Source organism: Actinoplanes siamensis, from assembly GCF_016862395.1.
GTDB lineage: Bacteria > Actinomycetota > Actinomycetes > Mycobacteriales > Micromonosporaceae > Actinoplanes > Actinoplanes siamensis.
Map to the genome: position 1 here is coordinate 63,338 of NZ_BOMW01000027.1, position 21,894 is coordinate 85,231.

Here is a 21,894-nt window from a genome sequence, read left to right on the forward strand (position 1 = left end):
GTCCCCCCGGTGACCGCGCCCGCCGCCGGTCACGCCGGCCAGGCGTCCATCATCGCGTCGACCCGCCGCTCGGCGGGGAAGACCTGCTCCTGGAAGACGGTCAGGCCCACCACGTACCGCGACGCGTCCAGGCGGCGGTAGTAGACCGCGCCGTCCTCGACGTCCAGCACGGCCCGGATCAGCGGGCCGCCGATCGCCCCGCGAGCGGTCTTGGCCAGCTCCAGCAGGTAGTCCGGCAGCTCGGCGCCGAGCTCCTGGTACCACCCGCGGCGCTGGGCCGCCGACGGCCGCTGGTCGTGCCGGATCCTCTCGGCCACCCGCGGATCGTGCAGCACGTCCACGCAGAACGCCGGGCCGGATTCGTCGAAGAGGGCGACCAGCTGCAGGTCCTGGGCGCGGACCGCGTCGCGGGCCACCGGGACCGCGGGATGGCCGGTCCGGCCGGTCACCGTCGCGGGGAGACCGGACGGGACGGAGTCGCCGAAGTCCTCCTCGGACGTGCGCGGGCGGATCGGCGTGGCCCGCAGCTCCTCGCGCATGTGCTCGGAGTGCCAGCTGCCCAGGTCGTACCGCCGGCCGTGGATCTGATCCCGGAAGTGCTCGACCCGGTCGGCGATCGCCTCGTCGGCACGGTAGGCCAGCTCCCGCCCGGCCGGCTGATCGCCGGGCAGCCCGATCGTCACGCCGACCAGATAGCTGCCGGGCACCACCTGCTCGCAGTAGACGGCGCCCCGCGCGGTGGCCAGCACCGTGCGGATCAGCCGCCCGGTGCCCAGCCGCAGGAGGCGGCCGTCCAGCTTGTCGTCGGTGTCGAAGCTGAGCTTCTCGGCGATGCGGCGGCAGGAGTCGGCCATCCTGGGCACGCCGGAGACCTCCGGCCGGCTCTCGTGCGCGCGGCACTGGCCGTGCAGACACCAGGCGACGTAGTCCACGCCGGCCTGGGCACGTGTCAAGTCGGCGATCATGGACCCGATGTCCGCCGTCTGTTGCGTCGTCTCCTCGGGATTCAACGGGTGGCCCCCTCCGGGTCGCGCCGACAGTCTCACATGGACGGCACATCGATGTCGATGTCGACGATCCGACCCTCGACGTTGCTCCGGGCCACGATCGTGTACGGATGCCGGGGCAGATCCTCCCGGCACAACTTCAGCGCCCTGGCCGCCAGCTCGGACGCCTCCTCGCGCCGGCCCGCGGCGGCCAGGTGCCCGCTCTGGTCGATCATCGCGGCCAGCACCCACGGGTGGGTCTCGCCGGACAGCGTCGCCTCCAGCCCCTGCCAGGCCTTCTCCCCCAGGTCCCGGGCCTCCTCCAGGTCACCGGCGCCGCGCAGGTAGACCGCCAGGTTCAGCCGGCACACCGCGGTGATCGGGTGATCGGCGCCGAACGCGTGCGAGTCCTCGTAGCCCGCCAGCACCGCCTGCGCCGTCGCCGCGGCCTCCCGGGACCGGCCGGCGCCGTGCAGGACCGAGGCCACCGCGAGCCGGCAGCCCCAGGTGTCCGGATGCCGCTCGCCGGACACCCGCCCGTACGCCGCGACGAGCTGCTCCAGCTCGCTGATCGCCGTCCGGGCGGTCATCTTCCCGGCCCGCCACACGGTGGTCAGGAAGGCGCGCTCGACCCGCAGGTCCACCGGGTTCTCCCGGCGCCCCGGCCCGAGGCTGCGCCCCGCCCACAGCTTCGCCTGGCGCAGGGTCTGCAGGGCGCCCTCCAGGTCGCCGCTCTCGCGCTGGTACACCCCCAGCGAGCCGGCCGTCCACCAGGTCCGGGGATTGGTCTCGGTGAGCAGTCGGATCCGCCGCTCCAGGACGTCGCGCTCGCGTTGCACGGCGGTGTGCACGTCGCCGTTGAGGTAGGAGGAGAGCGCGAAGTTGTGCGCCGCCATCAGCGTGTGCGCGTGGTCCCCGCCGAACAGGTTCCGGAAGCCGTCGAAGGCGATCCGGTCGAAGTGCGCCGCGTCCTCGAACCGGCCGAGCGCCCGCAGGTCGCCGGCGAGCCCGCGGGCCACGATCAAGCTGCGCGGGTGCTCGTCGCCCGGGCCGCCCAGCAGCAGCCGCCGGACGTCCTCGTCGATCTCCCGGGCCGGGCCGTACTCGCCGCGCCGGCGCAGGATGTTGGCCAGCTCCACGCGCAGCCACAACAGCGCCGGGTCGTCCGGCGGGACCGCGCCGTGCTGCCACGACGCGAGCGCCCGCTGGGCCACCTCCAGCGCCGCGTCGTTGACCCCGGCCACCTGCTGCAGCTGCATGTGCCGCACCTGGCGGACCACCCAGCGGCGGACCGCGACGTCGACCGCCTCGGTGGCGCCAGACGGGCCCAGATGCGCCTGCAGCTCGATCAGCCGGGACTGCTGCTCCCGGTCGTCGTCCTCGACGATGCCCGGCGCGAACCGGGCCAGCACCCGTTGCGCCCGCGCCCGGCGCTCGGCTCGCGCCTCCGGCGACAGGCTGTCGCGGACCGCCCGCTGCAGCGCCGAGTTCATCCGCAGCCGGCCCTGCGATCCCCAGACCAGCTCGAACACGCCGAACCGGGCCCCGGTCCAGAGGATCCGGTCGAACTCCACCGGATCGGACTCCAGCCGGGCCGCGTCCTCGCCGCCGGCCTCGAGCAGCGCCTCCACCATCGGGCTGCTGCGGATCAGCCGCAGCCCGATCCGGTCCCCGGACAGGTAGGCGCACAGCTCGGCCAGCCGGACGGCGAGCCGGCCGGTCGGCGTCCGGTGCAGGTTCTCCCGGACCATCTGCCAGATCCGCAGCAGGCCGGATCCCGGCGCGTCCGGCCCGACCCGCTCGCGCAGCACCGCGGCGGCCGCCCGGACGGTGGTCAGCGCCGCCGCCGGCGCCTTCCGGAACAGCTCGTTGACCTGGTCCTCCAGCCAGGCCCCGGCCAGTCGCAGGGCGAGCGGCAGATGACCGGTCGCCGCCGCGATGGCCGCGGCGTCCTCGACCGCCATGTCCGGCACCGACCGTTGCAGCAGCGCGATGCTGTCCCGCTCGCGCAGCGGCCCCAGCGGCAGTTCCGGGAACGATCCGGCGGGCAGCACACCCGGCTGCGCGACGATCAGCACGTGCCCGTGCCCGGCACGCGGCAGCGTGCCGAGGTGGCCGACGTCCCGGACGTTGTCGAAGACCAGCAGGTACGGCCGGGGCGACGTGCGGTCGGCCAGCCGGGTCAGCGCCTGCCGGGCGTCCGGGCCCAGGTCGTGCTCGTCCGGCGCCGGCTCGGCGGCCGGGCCGGGCGCCGGGCCGCGCAGCTCGTCCAGCCCGGCGCCGAGCCGGGTCAGCGACCGGTCGATCGTCTCCCGGTCCTCGGCCGGCACCCACCAGACGACGTCGTAGTCGCCGAGGAACTGCCGCACGTACTCCAGGGCCAGCTGGGTCTTGCCGGCGCCCGGCTCCCCGACGATCGCGATCGGCTCGCCCGGCGTGCCGAGCAACCGGTCGCGCAGCGCCTCGATCTCGTCGACCCGCCCGACGAACCCGTCGTCCCGGGCCGGCACCTGGATCAGCTCGGGCGCCGTGGGGTCCCCGCCGGGATAGCGCGGCCGGAAGACCTCCGGGCCCGGCGGCTCGGTGCGCGGCCGCATGCCGAGATGGGTCAGCAGCAGACCGCGCGCGTCGTCCTCGGACCGGCCGGACAGCCCGATCACATACCCGCCCCCGTCGGCCGGGCCGGACTCCGGGTCGTCGACCTGGATCTGCAGGACGGGCGACGCGGCCCCGGCGGGCGGCGGCCCGATCACGACGGTCTGGTCCGGATCGGCGTCCTGCGGCTTGGCGCCGCAGCGGTCCAGCTCGGTCCAGACCCAGTCCGCCCAGCGCCGCTCGGACGGCTGATAGGCCAGATGGACGGTGCCGACCGGGTCGATACCGGACAGGTCGGCGAAGTCGTGGCGGTACCAGGACCGCACGGCCGGGTCGACAGCCGGCGGCTCCTGCACCGCTCCCCCGGTGATCAGCCGGACCACCCGCAGCAGCCCGTCGCGGACCGCTCCGTCGTCGAGCGTGACCGCCAGGCGCTCGTGGTACGCGTGCTGCGGGATCTCCACCACGTCCACCCCGGCCTCGCCGCCGTCGCGCAGCCGCGCCAGCCGGTCCTCCAGGTGCCGCAGCGAATCGGTCTCGGCCGGTGCCGGGCTGAACTGGGTGAGCACAGTGACCAGCCGGGGCCGGCGCTCGCCGCCGAGCAGGCCGTCCACCATGGTCAGCAGCCGGTGGACGGACGCCGTGCCGGGCCGGAAGCAGACCACCACCGTGTCGCTCAGCTCGGCCAGCACGTCGTACGCCGCGCCGAGCCCCTGCGGCGAGTCGACCAGCAGGTAGTCGTAGCCGCACGCGCGCAACTGCTCGCGCGCCGCCGCCCAGTCCGGGACCGGGTCCAGGTTCGGCGGCGTCGCCTCGGGCACGACGTCGATCAGTCCCGGGCCGGCGTGCCGCGGCGTCTGGTACCGCCGCAGCCGGCGCCAGGAGAGCCCGAGCAGCCGCCCGGCCGCCGTCAGGTCCGGGCCGGGCTCCGGCTCGGCGACCGGCATGCCGAGGTAGGCGCCGACCGGCGGCGGGCTGGTCGCCCAGTCGAGCACGAGCACCCGGCGGCCGGCCGCGGCCAGCGCCCAGGCGGCGTTGCCGACGACGCTGGTCTGGCCGGAACCCCGCTGTCCGGGCGATGCGAAGGCGACGATCTCGGTACGGCCGGCGGACCCGAGCCCGTCCTGCGTCGCTGCGGTCATAACCGCTCCATGTCTACTCGGTCCCGAGGGCGCTCATGAAGCCCAGATACGTCTCCGGCTGATCGGCCGGCTCGTCCAGTATGTGTCGCAGCGTGGTCAGGAAAGCGTTCGCCGGAATATCCGGTATGGATTCCAGATCAACGCCGGTCAGGTCGATGACCATGCTGTCCCACAGGCTGCGGTCCTGGTCCATCTGCCGTGCACCGTCCGTCCCACTGCTGAACCCCGCCGGTCTCGACCCGATTCTATTCAGCGACCCGACCATGAGTGCCATTCACGAGCGGCAATGATCAAAACAGCAAGGATCACCGAATCGATGGAATGCTGTCGGTGTGTCCCCAGCCACCAGCAGCCCGATCCGCCAGTTCGTCCTGAAGGTGGCGAGTCGCTGCGACCTCGCCTGTGACTACTGCTACATCTATCAGCTCCCGGACCAGCGCTGGCGGACTCGTCCGCGGACGATGTCGCACGAGACCGTCGACCGGGCCGCCGAGCGGATCGCCGAGCACGCCCGCGACAACGCTCTGCCCGCCGTCGACGTGGTGCTGCACGGCGGCGAGCCGCTGATCGCCGGCCCCGAATTGCTGGGCTACTGCGTGCGGCGGGTGCGTACGGCGGCCGGCCCCGGCGTGCGGGTGCGGGCCGCGGTGCAGACCAACGGCGTACGCCTGAATCGCCCCTTCTTGGAGTTGTTTCGCCAACTGGACGTTCGCGTCGGGGTGAGCCTCGACGGCGGCCCGACCGCCCATGACCGGCACCGCCGCGACCGGCGCGGCAACGGCACCCACCAGACGGTCGTGCGCGCCGTGCGGACCCTCGCCGAGCCCCGGTACCGGCGGCTCTACGCCGGTCTGCTGTGCACGGTGGACCTGGCCAACGACCCGGTCCGGGTGCACGACGCGCTGACCGCCCTGCGGCCGCCGGTGATCGACCTGCTGCTGCCGCACGGCACCTGGGCCGTCCCGCCGCCGGGCCGCGACCCCGGGTCGGCCGACGCCCCGTACGGCCGCTGGCTGGCCGCCGTCTTCGACCGCTGGCACGACGCCCCGGCCGGGACCAGCCGGATCCGCCTGTTCGAGGAGATCATCCGGGTCCTGCTGGGCCGGCCGTCCCGGCTGGAGGGCATCGGCACCGCTCCGGCCGGGTCGATAGTGGTCGAGACCGACGGCGGCATCGAGGAATCCGACCACCTGGCCACCACCTCCGGCGCCGGCGTGACCGGGCTGAACGTCGCCACCAGCGGTTTCGCCGAGGCGCTGGCGCTGCCCACGGCGCGCGCCCGGCGGGCCGGCGCCGCGGCGCTGTCCCGCGCCTGCCTCGCCTGCCCGGTGGTCGGCGTCTGCGGCGGCGGCCTTTACACGCACCGGTACCGCCCGGACAACGGCTTCGACAACCCCTCGGTGTACTGCCCCGACCTGCGGCACCTGATCGAGCACATCCGGGCCCGGCTGCTCGCCGACGTGCGGGCGCTGGGACACGCCGCGTGACGCCGCACCGCATCCCGGACCACCTGCTGAGGTCCCTCGCCGCCGGCCACGGCGGCCCGGAGGCGATCGCCGCCCTGGCCGCCGTCCAGCTCAGCCGCAACCGGCTGCTGGCCCGCGTCGTCGTCGAGCTGGCGCACCGCGCCGGGCACCCGGAGACGCCGGCCGCCCGCTGGGCGTACCGCCTCCTCGCCGAGATCGAGCAGGCCGCCCCCGAGGTGGTCGCCGACCTGCTGCGCTATCCCACCGTCTCGGTCTGGCTGCGCACCACCACCGCCGCCCTGTGGCGCCCCGGGCCCGTCCCGGCCGTCCGGCCCGGCCGGCTGGCCGCGATCGCGGCCGCCGCGGCCGTCCTGGCCCGGGTCGCCGTCCGCTTCCCGCCCGGCACCGTCGGCGGCGGCCGCACGCTGGTGCTGCCCTCCCTCGGCCAGGCCGTCCTGCCCGGAGATCAGGAGCCGATGGAGGTACGGCCGGAGAACCGCTCGGTCACCCTGATCCGCGGCCCGCGCCGCCTGCCCGTCGATCCGGACCGGGAGTCACCGGGCTGGACCCCGCTGCCGCGGTTGTCCCCCGGCGGCGCCACGATCAGGCTCGACGGCGCCGGGTGGCGGCTCGTCCCCGGCGGCGGGCCGGACCGGCGGATCGTCCCGGCCGTCGAACCCGCGGCCTGGCTGCGCCGCCTCGCCGACGGCTACCGGCTGCTCGGCGAGCACCACCGGCCGGTGGCCGCCGAGACGGCCGCCGCGGTCCGCGCCGTGGTGCCCCTGCGCACCCCGGACAGCAGCCTGGTCAGCGGCACCTTCCGGGACGGGTTCGGCGCGGTCGCGCTGTCCCTGCCGGACGACGCCCGGCTGACCGCGCTCACCTTCGCCCACGAGGTGCAGCACAACAAACTGGTAGGTGTGATGGACGCGCTGCCGCTGACCGTCCCCGGCGAGACCGCGCTGTTCTACGCCCCGTGGCGGGACGACCCGCGCCCGCTCGGCGCGCTGCTGCACGGGACGTACGCCCATCTCGGAGTCGCCGCGTTCTGGCAGCGGCAGCGCTTGGTGGAGAAGACCGAGGAGGAGGCCGGGGCGGCGCAGGTCGCGTTCGCCCGCTGGCGCACCGCGGCGTGGGAGGCGACCGAGGTGGTGCTGGGCACCGGGCGGCTCACCGCGGTCGGCCATCTGATGCTCGCCGGCATGCGCGAGACGCTGCGCGAGCTGCTCGCCGAGCCGGTCCCGCCGGCCGCCCAGCGCCGGGCGGATCAGCTGGCGGCCCGGCACCGCCGGCGCCGGGCCGGCCGCTGACGCCGGCACCGGGCCGGACGTCCGGCCCGGAACCCGACGGCCGCGGCGCCGGGCGAGCGCGGTCCGTCCGTCCCGTGGTGGGATTCGCCCCATGAACGAATCGCATGAGCCGGTGTTGGAGATGCTGTGGGAGCGGCGTGACCCCGGCCAGGCGCTCCGGGCCGGGTTCGGCTTCAGCGACGCGCGGGCGGCTGGCCGCTGGGTGGCGGACACGCTGGACCGGCTGCCGGCACAGCTCGTCCACTTCGACTTCCGCTCGGCGAACGTGCTGTCCGCCGGCGCCGAGGTCACCGCGATTCTCGACTTCGAGGAGGCCCAGCACGACCACCGGCTCGTCGAGCTGGCCCGCGCGGCGATCCTGCTCGGCACCCGCTACCACGACTGGGGTCCGGTGCCGGCCGAGGTCCGCGCCGGGTTCCTCGCCGGCTATCAGGCCGTGTGCCCGCTCACCCCGGACGAGGCGAGCTGGCTGGAGATCCTGCTGCTCTGGCAGGCGATGGCGATGGTGCCGCCGGGCGACGACCCGACCGGGTGGGGACCGTCCGCGTTGAGCCAGCTGCCCCGGCCGTAGAAGTCACCTGGCGCCGGCCCCGTCGAAGTACCTCACGAGGGCGTTGACGGCCTCCCGCCCGGCCCGGTTCGCGCCCACTGTCGACTGCGAAGGACCGAAACCGATCAGATGCACCCGCGGTTCCCCGGCGACCTGGGTGCCCTCCATCCGGATGCCGCCGAACTCGTTGCGCAGGCCCAGCGGATCGAGATGCGACAGAGCGGCCTTGAATCCGGTGGCCCACAGGATCACGTCCACCTCGGTGAACGACCCGTCCGCCGCCCGCACCCCGTGCGGCTCGATCGCCACGAACATCGGGCGCCGGTCCAGGGCGCCGCGCTCCCTGGCCGCGACGGCATAGGGCGTCCACGCCAGCCCGGTGTAGGAGACCACGCTCCCGGTCGGCCGGCCCGCCTCGACGTCCGCCAGCACCTTGGCGATCGTCTCCCGCCCGGCCACCTCCGGCTCGAATCCGTCCGGCCGGAACCAGGGCTCGCGCCGGGTGTACCAGAACGTGGTGGCGACCCGGGAGATCTCCTCCAGCAACTGCACCGCCGAGATCCCGCCGCCGACGACGGCCACCCGCAGCCCGGCGAACTCCGCTGCCGACACGTAGTCGTGGGTGTGCAGCTGCCGGCCCTGGAACGTCTCCTGCCCCGGGTAGTACGGCAGAACGGGATTGGTCCACGTCCCGGTGGCGTTGATGACCGCTTTCGTCACCCAGGTCCCGTGGCTGGTCCCGACTTCGAGATCAGACCCGGTCGACCGTACGGCGGAGACCGTCACCGGCCGCATGACGGGCAGCTCGGAGACGCGCTCGAAGTCGGCGAAGTACCGTGGCACGGCCGTGCGGCTCGGCTCGGCCGGGTCGAGCGGCGGCTTGGGGAACCGCGGCAGGTCGAAGATCCCGTTCACGGTGGCCATCCGCAGCGACTCCCAGCGGTGGCTCCACGCTCCGCCGGGGCCGTCCGCCGCGTCCAGCACGACGAAGGTGCGCTGCCCGCCGGTGGGCGCGCCGGTGAATCCGCGCCGCTTCAGGTGGTAGGCGGCGGAGAGCCCGGACTGCCCGCCGCCGATCACCACCACGGTGGCCCGGCGCGCCGTCACGACCGCTCCAGGTGTGCCCGCAGCGCCGCCGCGATCTCCCCGGCGGCGACCAGTTGCTCGTCGGTGAGCGCGTCCACGAACAGCTCCCGCACGGCCCGCAGGTGCGGCGCGGTCGCGGCCCGGAAGGCGGCGCCGCCGGCGGGCGCGAGGACCACCTCGGCGCCCCGGCTGTCGGTGGCGCACTCCTCCCGCCGGATCAGCCCCCGCCTCTCCATGCGCCCGAGGTGATGCGAGAGCCGGCTGCGCTCCCACCCGATCCCGGCCGCCAGGTCGGACGACCGCAGCCGCTGCCCGGCCGCCTCGCTGAGCGCGAGCAGCACCGTGTAGTCCCCGGTGGAGAGCCCGGTGTCGCTCTGCAGCCGCCCGGTGATCTGGTTGCGGAGCACCTCGCCGGTCTCGATGAAGTCCCGCCACACGCGAAGCTCGGCACGGTTCGGCAGCCTGCGCCCTCCGGCCATGCCCCACCACCTCCTATGGTTGACGCGTCAACCATACCGCGCCGTGGTTGACGCGTCAGCTACCCGGCCGCCGGGGTGGTCGCGACGCCTTCCCGCGCACGTAGGGCGCTCCGGAGGCCGCCATGCGCCGGGACGGCGTCCGCATCGGCCGGACGCGCCGCCGAGCCGATCGGCCGCGCCCGCCGGACGTCCCGGGCCGCCGGCCGGGGCGGCGCGCCGGTCACCCGAAAAGGCCACCGGGTAGCGGGCCGGGCCCCGGACCAGCATGATCTCCCCATGACGCAGACCGATTCCCCTCTCACCGGGCTGCACGACGTCGACTGGGCGTCGCTGGACCGTGGTCCCGCCGTACGGCAGATGCTGACGGACCTGGCCGGCGGGGACGCGGCGGCCCGGGCCGCCGCGTGGGGTGGTCTCTACCGGTCCGCGCCGGACGGCGAGGACGTCCGGCCGTGGGTGGCGGCGGCCCTGCCCACAATGCTGGCGCTGGTGACCGATCCCGGGCAGCCCGAGCGGGGCCGGCTGCTGCGTCTGATCGGGGATCTCGCGGGGGCGGACCGGACCTGGCAGAGGGCCGGCGAGACGCTGCGCGCCAAGACCGTGCTGGCCGGTTCCGATCGTCTCGCGGAGCTGCTCGTCGACGAGGACCCGCTGGTCCGGGACGCCGCTGCGTACACCGTGCGGGCGGTCTGCCGGATGACGCCGGGCTGGATCGAGCTGCTCTGGGGGCGTTACGTCGAGGAGCCCGACCCCACGGTCCGGGTGACGATCCTGCGCAGCGCGGTGATCGCCGGAGCGACCGGCGGCGGCTACGAACCGACCAAGATCTGGCTGGCCTGGGTGGCCGACGGCGACGCCGACCTCAAGGTGCGGATCACCGCGCTGACCGAGCTGACGGCGCTGCTCAACCCGCCGCCGTTCGACGTGGAGACGGCCCGGGACACGGTGCTGGCGGCGTACCGGGCGGGGCTCAACCGCGAGCCCGAGCCGCTGGACGACCTGGCCGCGCCGCTGCTGGCCGGGCGGCGGATGGCGGCGCGGCAGTGGACGCCCGGCTACCCGCAGGTGGTCAGCGCGATCCGCACGAGTTACCGCAATGACGTGGCCGCGCAGCTGGAGTTGTTCGGGCGGATGCTGGAGATGGACGGCTGGGACGCCCGGCAGGACGCGCTCTGCGAGGCGCGGGTGATGGTGCAGCGGCTGCGGGGGCCGTACCCGCCGCTCGTGCGGCGCGCCGCCGAGCTGCTGGCCGACCCGGATCCGCAGGTACGCGCGGCGGCGCTGCGACTGCTGCACGGCATCGGCGAGCTGGCCCGCCCGGCCGCCGACGCGGTGTGGAGCGGGCTGTCCCGGGCCGGGCAGCGGGTCTGGGTCACCCGCGGCCCGCGCGGTCCGGTGCTGGGCGCGGGCGTGCAGATGCTGGCCGGGCTGCGCGACGAACGGCTCCTGCCGATGCTGCACCGGTTGCTCGACGAGGCGCCGGACACCGGTGACCTGCATCGGAGCATCGCCGGATACGGATTCCGGGCGCGCGGCCTGAGCCGGACGCTGCGCCGCCGGCTGCGCGGCCTGCCGCCGGGGGTGGACCCCGCGCACCGTGCGGGGCTGCTGCGCGCGCTGACCGCGGTGGCGCCGAACGAGGCCGCCGATCACCTCGCCGAGGAGCCGATCGACCTGACCACTCTCGGTCTGCTGGCTCAGGCGGGGCGCGCGGCCGGTGATCGTACCGCGGACATCGAAGCGGCCCTGACCACCGGCGACCCGGCCGTCGAGCTGGCCGCGGCGCACGCCGTCTGGCGGGTCGCCGGCGACGCCGAGGCGGCCGCGGCGGTCTACGACCGCTGGTTCGACGACGGGCGGGCCGCCGCGGAACACCAGGTCGCCGCGATCGACGGCCTCAAGGAGCTCGGCATCCGGGTGAGGAGCCGGGCCCACCGGCTCTCCCGCCTGCTGCGCGGCAAGGCCGACGGCACCGTGGTGGCCGCGGCCGCCGACGCGCTGTGGTGGGTCGCCGGTCAGCGCGACGCCGCGCGCACGCTGGGCCGGGTGTGGGAGTCGGCGCCGCGGGCGCGGCCCCGGATCGCCCGGTTGTGGACGGCGACCGGCGACACCCGGTACGGCGCCCGGTACGCCCGGGCCGAGATCGGCAATCCGGTCCGGCACAACGCGAGCATCCACGGAATGCTGCCGGCCCAGGTCACCGAGGACGAGCGGCTGCTGGCCCTGTGCCGGGAGATCGTCGCGCAGGGCTCGTAGCGCGACCCGCCCGCCAGACCGCGCGGTTCCAGCACGCCGCCACGACCGCCGGCCTGGTCCTCACCATCCTGGCCGCGGCCCTCGCCGGCTGGGCGATGCTGCGCACCCGCGACGCCGCCGAACCCGCCCCGGCCCGTTGAGGCAGTGCCGGCCACCCCGGTCCGGGAGGATGGGGGCATGCGCCGCCGCTGGCTGTTCGCCGATCAACTGGGCCCACACTTCCTCGACGAGCCCGGCCAGCCGGTGCTGCTGGTCGAGTCCAAGGCGGTGTTCCGGCGGCGCGTCTTCCACCGGCAGAAGGCCCACCTCGTGCTTTCCGCGCTGCGCCACCGGGCCCGGGAGGGGAACGTGCGGCTGGTGCGCGCCGAGACGTACGCCCAGGCGATCAGCGAACCGCTCAGCGTCTGCCATCCCACCTCCCGCGCCGCCCGCGGTCTGGTCCGGCGCCTGCCGGACGTCCGGATGCTGCCGCCGCGCGGGTTCGTCACCTCGCCGGAGGACTTCGCCGGCTGGGCGCACGGCCGCGACCACCTGCGGCTGGAGGATTTCTACAGGTACGCCCGGGTGCGGCACGACGTGCTGATGGACGGCGCCGAGCCGGCCGGCGGCCGGTGGAACCTGGACGCCGACAACCGCGAGCCGCCACCGCGCGGCGCGGGCGCCCTGGACGTGCCGGCGCCGCCGGAGATCGCCGAGGACGAGATCGACGAGCGGGTCCGGGCGGATCTGGACCGGTGGGAGCGGGAGGACGGGATCACGTTCGCCGGCCGGGACGGGCCCCGGCTGTTCCCGGCCACGCGGGAGGAGGCGCTCGCCCGGCTGCGGCACTTCGTGGCACACCGGCTGCCGGCGTTCGGCCCGTACGAGGACGCGATGCTGGCCGGGGACCCGCGGATGGCCCACAGCATGCTCAGCCCGGCGATCAATCTGGGGCTCCTGGACCCGCTCGAAGTGATCGAGAGCGCCGAGCGGGCGTACCGGACCGGCCCGGTCCCGCTGGCCTGCGCCGAGGGCTTCGTCCGGCAGATCCTCGGCTGGCGCGACTTCATCTGGCACCTGTACTGGCACTTCGAACCGGAGTACCGGGCGGTCAACGAGCTGCACGCCCGGCGTGAGCTGCCGCGCTGGTTCGCCGAGCTGGACGCCGGAGCGGTGCGGGCGCGCTGCCTGTCGGACGTGCTGGCCGGTGTCCGCGACCGCGGCTGGGTGCACCACATCCCCCGGCTCATGGTCCTCGGCAACTACGCGATGCAGCGCGGCTGGCGTCCCGGCGCGGTGGCCGACTGGTTCCACCGCTCGTTCGTCGACGGCTACGAGTGGGTGATGACCGCCAACGTCGTGGGGATGAGCCAGTACGCCGACGCCGGCCGGATGTCGACCAAGCCGTACGCCGCCGGCGGCGCCTACATCAACCGGATGAGCGACTACTGCGGCGGTTGCCGGTACGACCCGAGGTCCCGGACCGGCGCGAACGCCTGCCCCTACACGGCCGGTTACTGGAGCTTCCTGGCCCGGCACGAGCAGTCGTTCGGTGACAACCACCGGATGCGCCGGCCGCTGCAGGGACTGCGCCGGCTCAACGACCTGGACGCCGTGATCGAGCAGGAGAAGGCGCGCGGCTCGAAGGCGCCCTGACCGCGGTGTCCGCGAGCGGCGGCAGGATCTCGAGGTCCGCGCGGCCCTGCTCGGTGACCTGACCGCCGAGGAAGTCCGGGCCTCCCGAGCATCCTGGATAACGGTAGATCAGTCCCGGTTCACCCCATCCGGTGGCAGTTGGAGGCAGGCGACCGTGCCGGACGGCCGATTCGGGATCAGGCGGATCGACCCGCCGTGCAGGCTGGCGATGGTGCGCGCCACGCTGAGCCCGAGGCCACTGCCGGTCGTGCCCTGATGCCGGACGTTGCTGCCGCGGAAGAAGCGGTCGAACACCCGGTTCCGCTCCTCGGCCGGCGTGCCGATGCCGGTGTCGGCGATGCAGAGCGAGACCAGTTTCTCGTACGCGTGCAACTCGACCCGCACCCGGCCGCCCACCCTGCTGTACCGGACGGCGTTCGACAACAGGTCGTCGACCACCTGGCGGAGCCGGACCGCGTCGCCCCACAGCGGCAGCCGCTCCGGCAGGTCGGAGAGGAGCTGCACGCCGGAGCCGGCGGCGAGACGCCGGGCCGCGCCGACCGCCTCCGCCGCGATCGCCGCGAGATCCACCTGTTCCAGCGTGAGGCCCAGGTAGCCGGACTCGAGGCCGGCCAGGTCGAGCAGCTTGTCGACGATCGACTGCAGCGCGCCGGTGTTGCGGGCGACCGAGCGCAGGATCTGCCGCTGCTCGGCGTCCATGGCGTCGACGTCCTCCGCGAGGATGGTGACGTTCGCCGCGATGGAGGTGAGCGGGGTGCGCATCTCGTGTCCGACAAGCGTGATGAAGTCGTCCTGGGCCCGGCTCAGCTGCCGGGTGACCTGTTCGGCGCGGTGCAGCGCGACGTAGACGCCGAGCTGCGCGGCGACGCCGTCCAGGAGCACGGTGAGCAGTTCCTCGTTGACCTCCAGGGCGCCGGCGCCGCAGGTCAGCACACCCAGCAGCGCCTCGCCGTTGCGGACCGGGACGGACAGGACGGTTCGGATCCCGCGCCGCTCGTAGGCCGCCGTCCGGTCCGGCCCGGCGGTGACGTCCGGCACCCACTCCGCCCGCCCGCTCGCCCAGACCCGGCCGGTGACCCCGGCGCCGCGTACCGGGGTGACGCCGAACAGGCCCTCGGTCTCCTGCCCGGAGGCGTCCCAGTACCCGGCCGAACTCAGCCGGCCGGTGCCCTCGTCGACGAAGAACAACTCCGCGTACTGCCAGTCGAGCGCCGCGCCGACCGCCCGGAGCACGGCCGGCGCGGCCTCGACCTCGGAGCGCGCCGCCCGCAGCGCCTCGTCGACGGCGACATGACAGGCGCGGAACCGTTCGGCGCGGCGGATCGCGGTCACCTCGTCCGACACGGCCACCGCGCCCAGCACCCGGCCGTCGGGAGCGGTCATGGGCTGGGCGGTGGTGGCGAACGTCCGGGTCCGTACGCCGGGCTCCACGGCCAGGATGTCGATGGAGCCGACGTGCTCACCGCGGAGGGCCCGCATCAGCGGAGTGTCCTGCCACGGCATCGGCCGCTGCTGGGCGTCGTGCAGCACGCCGGCAACCGTCTCGGCGTAGTCCACCGGCACCGGCGCGTCGGCCGGGATCCCGGAGACCTCCCGCAACGCCTGGTTCACGGCTGTCACCCGGCCGGTGTCGTCACAGGCCAGGACGCCGACGGAGAGGCTGTTCAGCAGCGCGTCCAGGAAGCTGCGGTCCCGCTCGGCCGCCTGCGCCGCACCCGTCGTGGCGACCGGCCGCAGCAACTCGGCGACGTCCAGCAGGTTCGCCAGGTCGTCGCCGGACCACTCGCGGGCCTCGGTGTCCAGCACGCTCAGCGACCCCAACGACCGGTCGTCCGCGTCGCGTACCGGCACGGCCAGGAAGGCGCGTACGCCGTACTCCCGGACAAGGGCGTGTTCGCGCAGCTCCCGGTCCTCGTCGTGTGGCATGTCCACGCACATCACCGGATGGTCGCGGGCGACGACGTACTTGCACACCGAGTACTCCAGCGGGGCCCTGCCGCGCGCGGTCAGGCTCTCCGGCAGGCCGTGGTTGCCGGCGAAGAACTCCTCGTCCGCTCCGACCAGCGTCGCCGCCGCCATCGGCCCGTGCAGCAATCGTGCGGCCAGCCGGGAGATGGCGTCCAGCGGGATCGGTTGAGCCGGCAGCGCGCGGCGCGCCCGGTTCACCGCCGCCAGACGGGCGGGGTCGCGCAGCACCACTTCGTCAAGCATCATGAACCAACCCGTTCGATCTTGGCTTGGTGCTCGCATACCCTTTCCGACCGAGGTAAACCGGTGTGCGACGGTACGGAAGGAGCGGCATGGAAGAAGTCGTACTGCCGGCGGGCTGGGCGCCCTACGCGGTCACCGGCGACGCGGCCGGCACGGTGTGGACGACGATCCTGAACCCGGCCGGGCTGGGCTCGGTGACGTCCGCCCGGGTGGTCGGGCACGAGGCCCTGGCCGGTCAGCCGATGCAGCTGGCCGCCGGCGCCGACGCGGCCCTCTGGTACACCTGCGGCGACGACCGGATCGGCCGGCGCGATGCCTCCGGCGCCCACACCACGATCGACCTGGCGCCGGGCTCGGCCCCCTACGGCATCGCCGCCGCGCCGGACGGCGACATCTGGTTCACCGCCTCCGGGACCAACCAGATCGGCCGGATCACCGCCCGGCGGACCATCACCATGATGGATCTGCCGCTGCCCGGGTCCCGGCCCGCGATGATCACTGTCGATTCCAGCGGTACGGCCTGGGCCGCGCTCAACGGCGCCGGCGCCCTCGCGCGCGTCCGGGGCGAGGCGGTGGAGATCGTCGAGCTGCCGGGCGGCGCGGCGCCGGTCGGGGTGACAGCCGCGCCGGACGGCGTCTGGTACGCCGACATCGCTGGCGGCTGTACCGGCCGGGTGGACCACTCGGGCGTGGTGGAGTGGGTGCCGTTCGAGGACTCGGGCTGCCGCCCGCATGCCGTCGCGGCCGACCCCGGCGGCGGTTGCTGGGTGACACTCTGGGGTTCCGGCGAGTTGGCCCGGGTCACCGCCGGCTGCGTGATCACCGTCCAGAAGCTGCCCGGCAACGAACCGCACGGGCTCTGGGTGTCGCCCACCCACGTCTGGGTGGCGATGGAGAGCGGTTCGCTGGTCGTCTGCCCCCGCTCGGCGGCAGGTTGACCCTCAGCCACCGTCCCGGCATTCTCGCAGGATCCGCAGCAGTGGCAGGATGACCTGCGCACAGCGTTCCGGATCGTGCGGATACACCAGTTCCCGGGCCGCCTCCAGACGTGACGTCAACCGGCTCAGGGTTCCCTCGTCCAGGTAGGTACCGGCCTGGTCGATCAGTCCCGCCGCCTCCCGCGCCACCTCGTAGTTGTCCTCGACGACCAGGTCGACCGACGTCCTCGACTCCACTCCGTCATTCTCGACGGCCGGGCCCGCCCGCAAAGCGGATTACCGGCGTCACCGATAGGCTTCCGGGGTGGCTGACCTCGATGACGACACGATCGCGTTCGCGCACCGCATGTTCGATCTGGCCCGCTCCGGCGGCACCGAGGAGCTGGTGGCCAACGTGACGGCCGGCCTGCCGGCCAACCTCACCAACGACAAGGGCGACACCCTGCTGATCCTCGCGGCCTACCACAACCACCCGGACACCGTGATCGCGCTGCTGGAGCAGGGCGCCGACCCGGACCGGGTGAACGATCGCGGTCAGTCCGCCCTCTCCGCCGCCGTCTTCCGGCAGAACCCGGAGACGGTGCGGGCGCTGCTCGCCGCCGGCGCCGACCCGGACGGCGGGTCGCCGTCCGCGGTCGCCACCGCCGAGTTCTTCAAGCTGCCCGAGATGGCCGAGCTGCTGCGGGCTACTCGAAGAATTTCAGGCTGAATCCGGTGTCGTCGGCCGGGCCCGGGACGTTGGCCCGGGAGTACGTGGTGTTGCCCCACCAGCAGAACGTTCCCGTGTACCAGTAGCGGTTCGCCCAGGTGTACGGCGTGCCCCTGGGCACCGCGTGGTACATCAGCGGGAATCGCGGGCCGGCCGGCGGGCTGGTGGCGATGTCGCCGTCGAGCAGGACGAAGCTGTGGTGGCCGGGCCCGGCCGCGGACAGCGTCGGGTCCCAGCCGGCCATCATCGTGGCCCGGTTCGAGCCGAAGAGACAACCGTTCGACTTGTACCAGTCCCAGACGTAGGTGGGGTCGCCGCCGGCGCGCAGGCGCAGCTCGCCCAGGCAGTACTGGTCACTCCAGCTCCCGTTGGCGGAGTAGACGATGTGCAGTTGGCCGTTCGGGTCGCGGATCGCCTCGGGCGCCTCGTTGACGAACGGGTTGCCGACCACCCGTTCCCAGCTCTCCCGGGGCTGCGAGATCACGTACCGCGCGCCGGTCGTCGTGGCCGGGCCGGTCATCCGCGCGATGTAGAGGTTCTGCTCGACGTTGCTGTCCCCGGCCCAGCCGGACCAGACGAACCAGCGCTGGCCGTTGAAGACGAACATCGTGCCGTCGATCGCCCACTTGTCGTCGGGCAGCGCGAGGCGGGTGGCGGCGGTGTACCCGGAGGCGGCGGCCGTGGAGCTGATCACGTACATCCGGTGGGCGGCGCCGCGCCCGGCGGTGAAGTAGATGTGGTACCGCCCGCCGTCGTAGTGGATCTCCGGGGCCCAGACCTCGCCGAGGTTGCCGGTGTCCGTCCACACCGTGCGGGACGGGGCGGCGGCCAGGCCGTCGGTGGAGGACGCCTGGCGCACCGCGATGGCGCTGTCGCCGATCGACTGCACCGCGACGTAGGTGCCGCCGACGCGCAGCACGCTGGGGTCGGCGGCGCGCAGCGCGGTCTGCGCCGCCTCGACAGGCGACGCCGCGAACAATGCCGCGAGCGCGAGGCACAGCGCGATCAGCTTCCCCATGGCGGCTCTCCCCGTCATTGACGCGCGTAATTGTTGAGGTTTGTTGACAGTAGAGCGCGCAACTGTGAACAATCAAGCGCTGAGAGCGCTCTCTTCCCCCATCCCCCAACAGACTCAGAAGGACGTCCGGATGCCCCGTCCACTGAAATCCGTGCTCGTCGCGGCCACCTTCGCCGCCGTCGTGGTGGCGCCACCGGCCGCCTGGTCGGCCGGGAAAGCCAGCCCCGGCCCCGCCGGCGCGCCACACTCCGCCCCGGCCGGCGCTCCGCTCGCGGAGCTGGCGCCCGGCATGCTCGAGGCGATGCGCCGGGACCTGCGGCTCGACGACTCACAGATCGCTCGGCGGCTGACCACCGAGGCCGCCGCACCGGTCGTCGAGAAGCGTCTCCGCGCCCGGCTCGGCGACCATTTCGCGGGCGCCTGGATCCCCACCGGGGCGACGCGGCTCACGGTCGCCGTGACCGATCCGAAAGACACTTCGGCGGTACGGGCGGAGGGCGCCGACCCGGTCGTCGTGGCCCGCGGGGCCAGCGAACTCGACGCCGCCCGCGCGAAACTGGACCGGCACGGCGCGGCCGCCCCGGACACGGTCCGCGGCTGGTCTGTCGACCCCACCACGAACAGCGTCGTGATCACCACCAAGCCGGGTACCGAGGCGTCCGCGAAGGCGTTCGCCGCGTCCGCCGGCGCCGGACCGGTCACCGTCAGGACCGCCGCCGAGCAGCCCACCCCGATGTACGACACCCGCGGCGGCGACCAGTACGTGATCAACGGCAACACGCTGTGCTCGGTCGGCTTCCCGGTGGCCGGCGGGTTCGTCACGGCTGGTCACTGTGGCGGCGCCGGCAGTCCGACTCTGGGCTACAACAACGTGGCTCAGGGCACGTTCGCCGGTTCCTCGTTCCCCGGCAACGACTACGCGTGGGTGCGTACCAACGGCAATTGGGTCTCGCAGCCCTGGGTGAACAACTACGCGGGTGGCAACGTCCTGGTCAGCGGGTCGCAGGAGGCGGCGATCGGCAGCTCGATCTGCCGTTCCGGGCGGACCACCGGCTGGCGCTGCGGCACCCTGCTCGGCAAGAACGAGACGATCAACTACGCCCAGGGCGCCGTCTCCGGCCTGACCCGCAGCAACGCCTGCGCCGAGCCGGGCGACTCGGGCGGGTCGTGGATCTCCGGCAACCAGGCGCAGGGGGTCACCTCGGGCGGCACCGGCAACTGCTCCTCCGGCGGCACCATGTGGTTCCAGCCGGTCAACGAGATCCTTTCGGTGTACGGCCTGTCGCTGACCACGACGGGTGGCGGCGGTGGCGGCTCCGCGATCGTCAGCAACTGGAACAACCTGTGCCTGGACGTGCCGAACAGCAACTTCGCCGACGGCGTGCAGGTGCAGACGTGGGGTTGCAACGGCAGCGGCGCCCAGAAGTGGGAGGCCACCGGCGGCGCCCTGCGCACCGGCAACAACATGTGCCTGGACGTCCCGTGGGGCTCCACCGCGAACGGCGCCATCATCCAGATCGCCACGTGCAGCGGCAACCCGGCCCAGCAGTGGGTCCTCAGCGCGGCCGGCGACCTGGTCAACCCGCAGGCCAACAAGTGCCTGGACATCAAGGACTCGGTCAACGGCAACGGCGCGAAGCTGCAGCTGTGGGACTGCGCCGGCACCCCGAACCAGAAGTGGCGCCGAGGCTGACCGTCAGCCTCGCTCGACCACCAGCCCGCTCGATCAGCCGGCCGCACTGATTCAGCCTGCGGTCAGCCCGGGGCTCGCGGTCGCCGACAGGCCGCCTGCCGTATCCCACGGCAGGCGGCCGTCGCGCGCCTCGGCAACCTCACGGGCCGTCCGGACGAACGCCGCCACCGCCGGCGACCGCGACTCGGACAGCCAGGCCACCGCCAGCGTCGCGGCCGGCAACTCCGGCACCGGCCGGTACGCGGTCCGCCGCGCCCTTGACCTACAGCTGACCCGTTTCCTCAGATCGGGCTCCTGCCGTCCGATGACTGGCGTCGACCGGTCCCGGAGGCGAAGGAGCGACGTGACGCAAGCTCGGCCGCGGGTACTCGGCGCGATTCCGACGACCGACATCGTCCCGCTCTGGGTGGGCGCGCCGGCCCTGTTCCTCACGGTCTGGGCGCTGACGGTGTGGGGCGCACAGCACGGTGCCGTCCTCGGATCGCCACTGCTACTGGCGGCGCTGGCCACCCTGTTCGGCGCGTCCGGCAGCGAACGGTTCCAGCGCCGGCTCGGCGGCGGACATCTGCACAACCGGGTCGAACTACGGCTGCTGTACGCCACCGGACTACTCGGCTTCGTGTTGGCCCTGGCCGGCTGGGGCTTCCTGCTGCCCGCCGCGGTAATCCTGATCGGCACCCTCCACCTCGGCTGGTCCGGATCCCACGCCTGGCGCCCGGCAACGGTGATCACCGTGCTGGCGACCGTTGCGATCCAGGTCGCCGTCCAACTCGGCGTCGTGCCGTCGGTGGTGGCCCCGGCTCACTCGCACGTCGCCGCCGCCATCCTTCTGCTCCTGGGCGGTTTCGGGATGGGTAACCTCGGGCTCAGCGCTGCCCTCGCCGAGCAGGCCGGGCGCACCCTGGAACGCGCCGAGGAACGCTACCGGGCACTGGTCCAGGACTCCTCGGACGTGGTGGCCGTCATCGACGCCGACGGCCGGCTCACCCACGTCAGCGCCGCCGTGCGGCAGGTCAGCGGCTGGGACGCCGACGACCTGCTGAGCACCGCCTATCTCGACCTGTTTCACCCGGACGACCAGGAGCAGGCCCGCGCCGCCCTGGCCGGCGTCGTCGGCGCCGGTGCCGACAGTCAGGCCCGCCTCGAGCTACGGGTCGCGCACCGCGACGGCACCTGGCACTGGCACGAGGTCACCCTGCGCAACGCCCTCGACCATGCGGCCGTACGTGGCATCGTCTCGAACCAGCGCGACATCAACGACCGGCGCGCCCAGCAGGCTCGGCTCGCCCACGCCGCGGCGCACGATCCGCTGACCGGCCTGCCGAACCGCGCGGAGGTGCTGCGGGTGCTGGAGGCGGCGCTCCGGGACGCCCCCGCCGGGGAATTTGTGGCCCTGTTCTTCATCGACCTGGACGGCTTCAAAGCCGTCAACGACGGGCACGGCCACGCCGCTGGCGACGCGCTCCTAGTGGCCGCCGCCCAACGGCTGCGGGCCGGCCTGCGGGACCAGGACCTGCTGGGCCGGCTCGGCGGAGACGAATTCGCCGCCATCCTGACCGGTGTCACCGATGTGGCGGACGTTCATACCCGGGCCGGGCAGCTCATGGCGGATATGAGTCTCCCCTTCGACCTGCCGGAACAGCTCGTGCGGATCGGCGCCAGCATCGGCGTCGCCGTCGGCGGCCCCGACACCGGCGCGGACGACCTGATGGCCGCCGCCGACACCAGGATGTACGAGCTCAAACGGCACAACCGGGATAGGCGCCAGCACGCTGCCCCGACTGCCTACTGACCCCGGTCGTCGAAGCCTACGACCGCGG

19 protein-coding genes are annotated in these 21,894 nt (G+C 73.9%); 10 read left to right on the plus strand and 9 right to left on the minus strand.

Features of this window, described 5'->3' with window-relative positions; genetic code table 11:
- Positions 1-29: 29 nt before the first annotated feature.
- The 3 genes from Asi03nite_RS14870 to Asi03nite_RS14880 all read right to left on the minus strand — a co-directional run bounded on the left by Asi03nite_RS14870 (position 30) and on the right by Asi03nite_RS14880 (position 4,916).
- The gene (locus Asi03nite_RS14870; protein ID WP_203680220.1) at positions 30-953 is read right to left on the minus strand and encodes a hypothetical protein; all 924 of its coding nucleotides are present in this window, start codon (positions 951-953) and stop codon (positions 30-32) included.
- A gap of 89 nt (positions 954-1,042) precedes the next feature.
- Positions 1,043-4,723, minus strand: a complete 3,681-nt coding sequence (fxsT, locus tag Asi03nite_RS14875; RefSeq protein WP_203680221.1) for an FxSxx-COOH system tetratricopeptide repeat protein — start codon at positions 4,721-4,723, stop codon at positions 1,043-1,045.
- Positions 4,724-4,736: 13 nt separating this feature from the next.
- Positions 4,737-4,916, minus strand: a complete 180-nt coding sequence (locus Asi03nite_RS14880; RefSeq protein ID WP_203680222.1) for an FxSxx-COOH-like cyclophane-containing RiPP peptide — start codon at positions 4,914-4,916, stop codon at positions 4,737-4,739.
- Positions 4,917-5,055: 139 nt separating this feature from the next.
- On the opposite strand from Asi03nite_RS14880, the gene Asi03nite_RS14885 reads away from it, so the two are divergent.
- The 3 genes from Asi03nite_RS14885 to Asi03nite_RS14895 all read left to right on the plus strand — a co-directional run bounded on the left by Asi03nite_RS14885 (position 5,056) and on the right by Asi03nite_RS14895 (position 8,070).
- Complete coding sequence (locus Asi03nite_RS14885; protein ID WP_203680223.1) at positions 5,056-6,210, plus strand: FxsB family cyclophane-forming radical SAM/SPASM peptide maturase; 1,155 nt, start codon at positions 5,056-5,058, stop codon at positions 6,208-6,210.
- Positions 6,207-7,499: an aKG-HExxH-type peptide beta-hydroxylase gene (locus Asi03nite_RS14890; protein WP_203680224.1), complete on the plus strand. Its 1,293-nt coding sequence runs from the start codon at positions 6,207-6,209 to the stop codon at positions 7,497-7,499. The genes Asi03nite_RS14885 and Asi03nite_RS14890 overlap by 4 nt, the downstream gene beginning before the upstream one ends.
- Positions 7,500-7,620: 121 nt before the next feature.
- Positions 7,621-8,070 (plus strand): phosphotransferase enzyme family protein, encoded by a 450-nt coding sequence (locus tag Asi03nite_RS14895; RefSeq protein ID WP_239102704.1) that lies wholly within the window; start codon positions 7,621-7,623, stop codon positions 8,068-8,070.
- 3 nt (positions 8,071-8,073) lie between these two features.
- Here Asi03nite_RS14895 and Asi03nite_RS14900 read toward each other — a convergent pair whose 3' ends face one another.
- Both Asi03nite_RS14900 and Asi03nite_RS14905 read right to left on the minus strand, forming a co-directional pair.
- Positions 8,074-9,156 (minus strand): NAD(P)-binding domain-containing protein, encoded by a 1,083-nt coding sequence (locus Asi03nite_RS14900; RefSeq protein ID WP_203680228.1) that lies wholly within the window; start codon positions 9,154-9,156, stop codon positions 8,074-8,076.
- Positions 9,153-9,614, minus strand: a complete 462-nt coding sequence (locus tag Asi03nite_RS14905; RefSeq protein ID WP_203680230.1) for a MarR family winged helix-turn-helix transcriptional regulator — start codon at positions 9,612-9,614, stop codon at positions 9,153-9,155. Before Asi03nite_RS14905 ends, Asi03nite_RS14900 begins: the two co-directional genes overlap by 4 nt.
- A gap of 276 nt (positions 9,615-9,890) precedes the next feature.
- Between Asi03nite_RS14905 and Asi03nite_RS14910 the strand changes: the two genes are divergently transcribed.
- From Asi03nite_RS14910 to Asi03nite_RS14920, 3 genes are read left to right on the plus strand one after another with little or no spacing between them, the layout of a single operon-like run.
- Positions 9,891-11,870, plus strand: coding sequence for a hypothetical protein (locus Asi03nite_RS14910; RefSeq protein ID WP_203680232.1), 1,980 nt, complete (start codon positions 9,891-9,893; stop codon positions 11,868-11,870).
- On the plus strand, positions 11,840-12,010 hold the full coding sequence (locus tag Asi03nite_RS14915; RefSeq protein WP_203680235.1) for a hypothetical protein: 171 nt from the start codon (positions 11,840-11,842) through the stop codon (positions 12,008-12,010). The genes Asi03nite_RS14910 and Asi03nite_RS14915 overlap by 31 nt, the downstream gene beginning before the upstream one ends.
- Positions 12,011-12,047: 37 nt before the next feature.
- Complete coding sequence (locus Asi03nite_RS14920; protein WP_203680237.1) at positions 12,048-13,505, plus strand: cryptochrome/photolyase family protein; 1,458 nt, start codon at positions 12,048-12,050, stop codon at positions 13,503-13,505.
- Between the two features lie 108 nt (positions 13,506-13,613).
- Here the strand turns inward: Asi03nite_RS14920 and Asi03nite_RS14925 are convergent, their stop codons facing one another.
- Positions 13,614-15,719, minus strand: a complete 2,106-nt coding sequence (locus Asi03nite_RS14925; RefSeq protein WP_203680239.1) for a sensor histidine kinase — start codon at positions 15,717-15,719, stop codon at positions 13,614-13,616.
- An 86-nt stretch (positions 15,720-15,805) separates the two neighbouring features.
- Between Asi03nite_RS14925 and Asi03nite_RS14930 the strand changes: the two genes are divergently transcribed.
- On the plus strand, positions 15,806-16,654 hold the full coding sequence (locus Asi03nite_RS14930; RefSeq protein ID WP_203680241.1) for a Vgb family protein: 849 nt from the start codon (positions 15,806-15,808) through the stop codon (positions 16,652-16,654).
- 3 nt (positions 16,655-16,657) lie between these two features.
- Here the strand turns inward: Asi03nite_RS14930 and Asi03nite_RS14935 are convergent, their stop codons facing one another.
- The gene (locus Asi03nite_RS14935; RefSeq protein ID WP_203680242.1) at positions 16,658-16,891 is read right to left on the minus strand and encodes a hypothetical protein; all 234 of its coding nucleotides are present in this window, start codon (positions 16,889-16,891) and stop codon (positions 16,658-16,660) included.
- Positions 16,892-17,000: 109 nt separating this feature from the next.
- Between Asi03nite_RS14935 and Asi03nite_RS14940 the strand changes: the two genes are divergently transcribed.
- Positions 17,001-17,363 carry an ankyrin repeat domain-containing protein gene (locus Asi03nite_RS14940; protein ID WP_307834012.1) on the plus strand — a complete coding sequence of 121 codons (363 nt, stop codon included), beginning with the start codon at positions 17,001-17,003 and terminating at the stop codon, positions 17,361-17,363.
- On the opposite strand, the gene Asi03nite_RS14945 is transcribed toward Asi03nite_RS14940, so the two are convergent.
- Positions 17,341-18,381 (minus strand): glycoside hydrolase family 43 protein, encoded by a 1,041-nt coding sequence (locus Asi03nite_RS14945; protein ID WP_239102690.1) that lies wholly within the window; start codon positions 18,379-18,381, stop codon positions 17,341-17,343. The genes Asi03nite_RS14940 and Asi03nite_RS14945 overlap by 23 nt on opposite strands.
- 130 nt (positions 18,382-18,511) lie before the next feature.
- On the opposite strand from Asi03nite_RS14945, the gene Asi03nite_RS14950 reads away from it, so the two are divergent.
- Complete coding sequence (locus Asi03nite_RS14950) at positions 18,512-20,074, plus strand: ricin-type beta-trefoil lectin domain protein (RefSeq protein ID WP_203680245.1); 1,563 nt, start codon at positions 18,512-18,514, stop codon at positions 20,072-20,074.
- Between the two features lie 51 nt (positions 20,075-20,125).
- On the opposite strand, the gene Asi03nite_RS14955 is transcribed toward Asi03nite_RS14950, so the two are convergent.
- Complete coding sequence (locus tag Asi03nite_RS14955; protein WP_203680246.1) at positions 20,126-20,305, minus strand: hypothetical protein; 180 nt, start codon at positions 20,303-20,305, stop codon at positions 20,126-20,128.
- 112 nt (positions 20,306-20,417) lie between these two features.
- On the opposite strand from Asi03nite_RS14955, the gene Asi03nite_RS14960 reads away from it, so the two are divergent.
- On the plus strand, positions 20,418-21,866 hold the full coding sequence (locus Asi03nite_RS14960; protein ID WP_203680247.1) for a sensor domain-containing diguanylate cyclase: 1,449 nt from the start codon (positions 20,418-20,420) through the stop codon (positions 21,864-21,866).
- Positions 21,867-21,894: the final 28 nt, after the last annotated feature.

Excerpts from the sequence above, each read along its gene's own strand:
- fxsT (WP_203680221.1), bottom strand. The coding sequence starts at position 4,723 with ATGACCGCAGCGACGCAGGACGGGCTCGGGTCCGCCGGCCGTACCGAG.
- Asi03nite_RS14880 (WP_203680222.1), bottom strand. The coding sequence starts at position 4,916 with ATGGACCAGGACCGCAGCCTGTGGGACAGCATGGTCATCGACCTGACC.
- Asi03nite_RS14895 (WP_239102704.1), top strand. The coding sequence starts at position 7,621 with ATGCTGTGGGAGCGGCGTGACCCCGGCCAGGCGCTCCGGGCCGGGTTC.
- Asi03nite_RS14905 (WP_203680230.1), bottom strand. The coding sequence starts at position 9,614 with ATGGCCGGAGGGCGCAGGCTGCCGAACCGTGCCGAGCTTCGCGTGTGG.
- Asi03nite_RS14910 (WP_203680232.1), top strand. The coding sequence starts at position 9,891 with ATGACGCAGACCGATTCCCCTCTCACCGGGCTGCACGACGTCGACTGG.
- Asi03nite_RS14920 (WP_203680237.1), top strand. The coding sequence starts at position 12,048 with ATGCGCCGCCGCTGGCTGTTCGCCGATCAACTGGGCCCACACTTCCTC.
- Asi03nite_RS14925 (WP_203680239.1), bottom strand. The coding sequence starts at position 15,719 with ATGATGCTTGACGAAGTGGTGCTGCGCGACCCCGCCCGTCTGGCGGCG.
- Asi03nite_RS14930 (WP_203680241.1), top strand. The coding sequence starts at position 15,806 with ATGGAAGAAGTCGTACTGCCGGCGGGCTGGGCGCCCTACGCGGTCACC.
- Asi03nite_RS14940 (WP_307834012.1), top strand. The coding sequence starts at position 17,001 with ATGTTCGATCTGGCCCGCTCCGGCGGCACCGAGGAGCTGGTGGCCAAC.
- Asi03nite_RS14945 (WP_239102690.1), bottom strand. The coding sequence starts at position 18,381 with ATGGGGAAGCTGATCGCGCTGTGCCTCGCGCTCGCGGCATTGTTCGCG.
- Asi03nite_RS14950 (WP_203680245.1), top strand. The coding sequence starts at position 18,512 with ATGCCCCGTCCACTGAAATCCGTGCTCGTCGCGGCCACCTTCGCCGCC.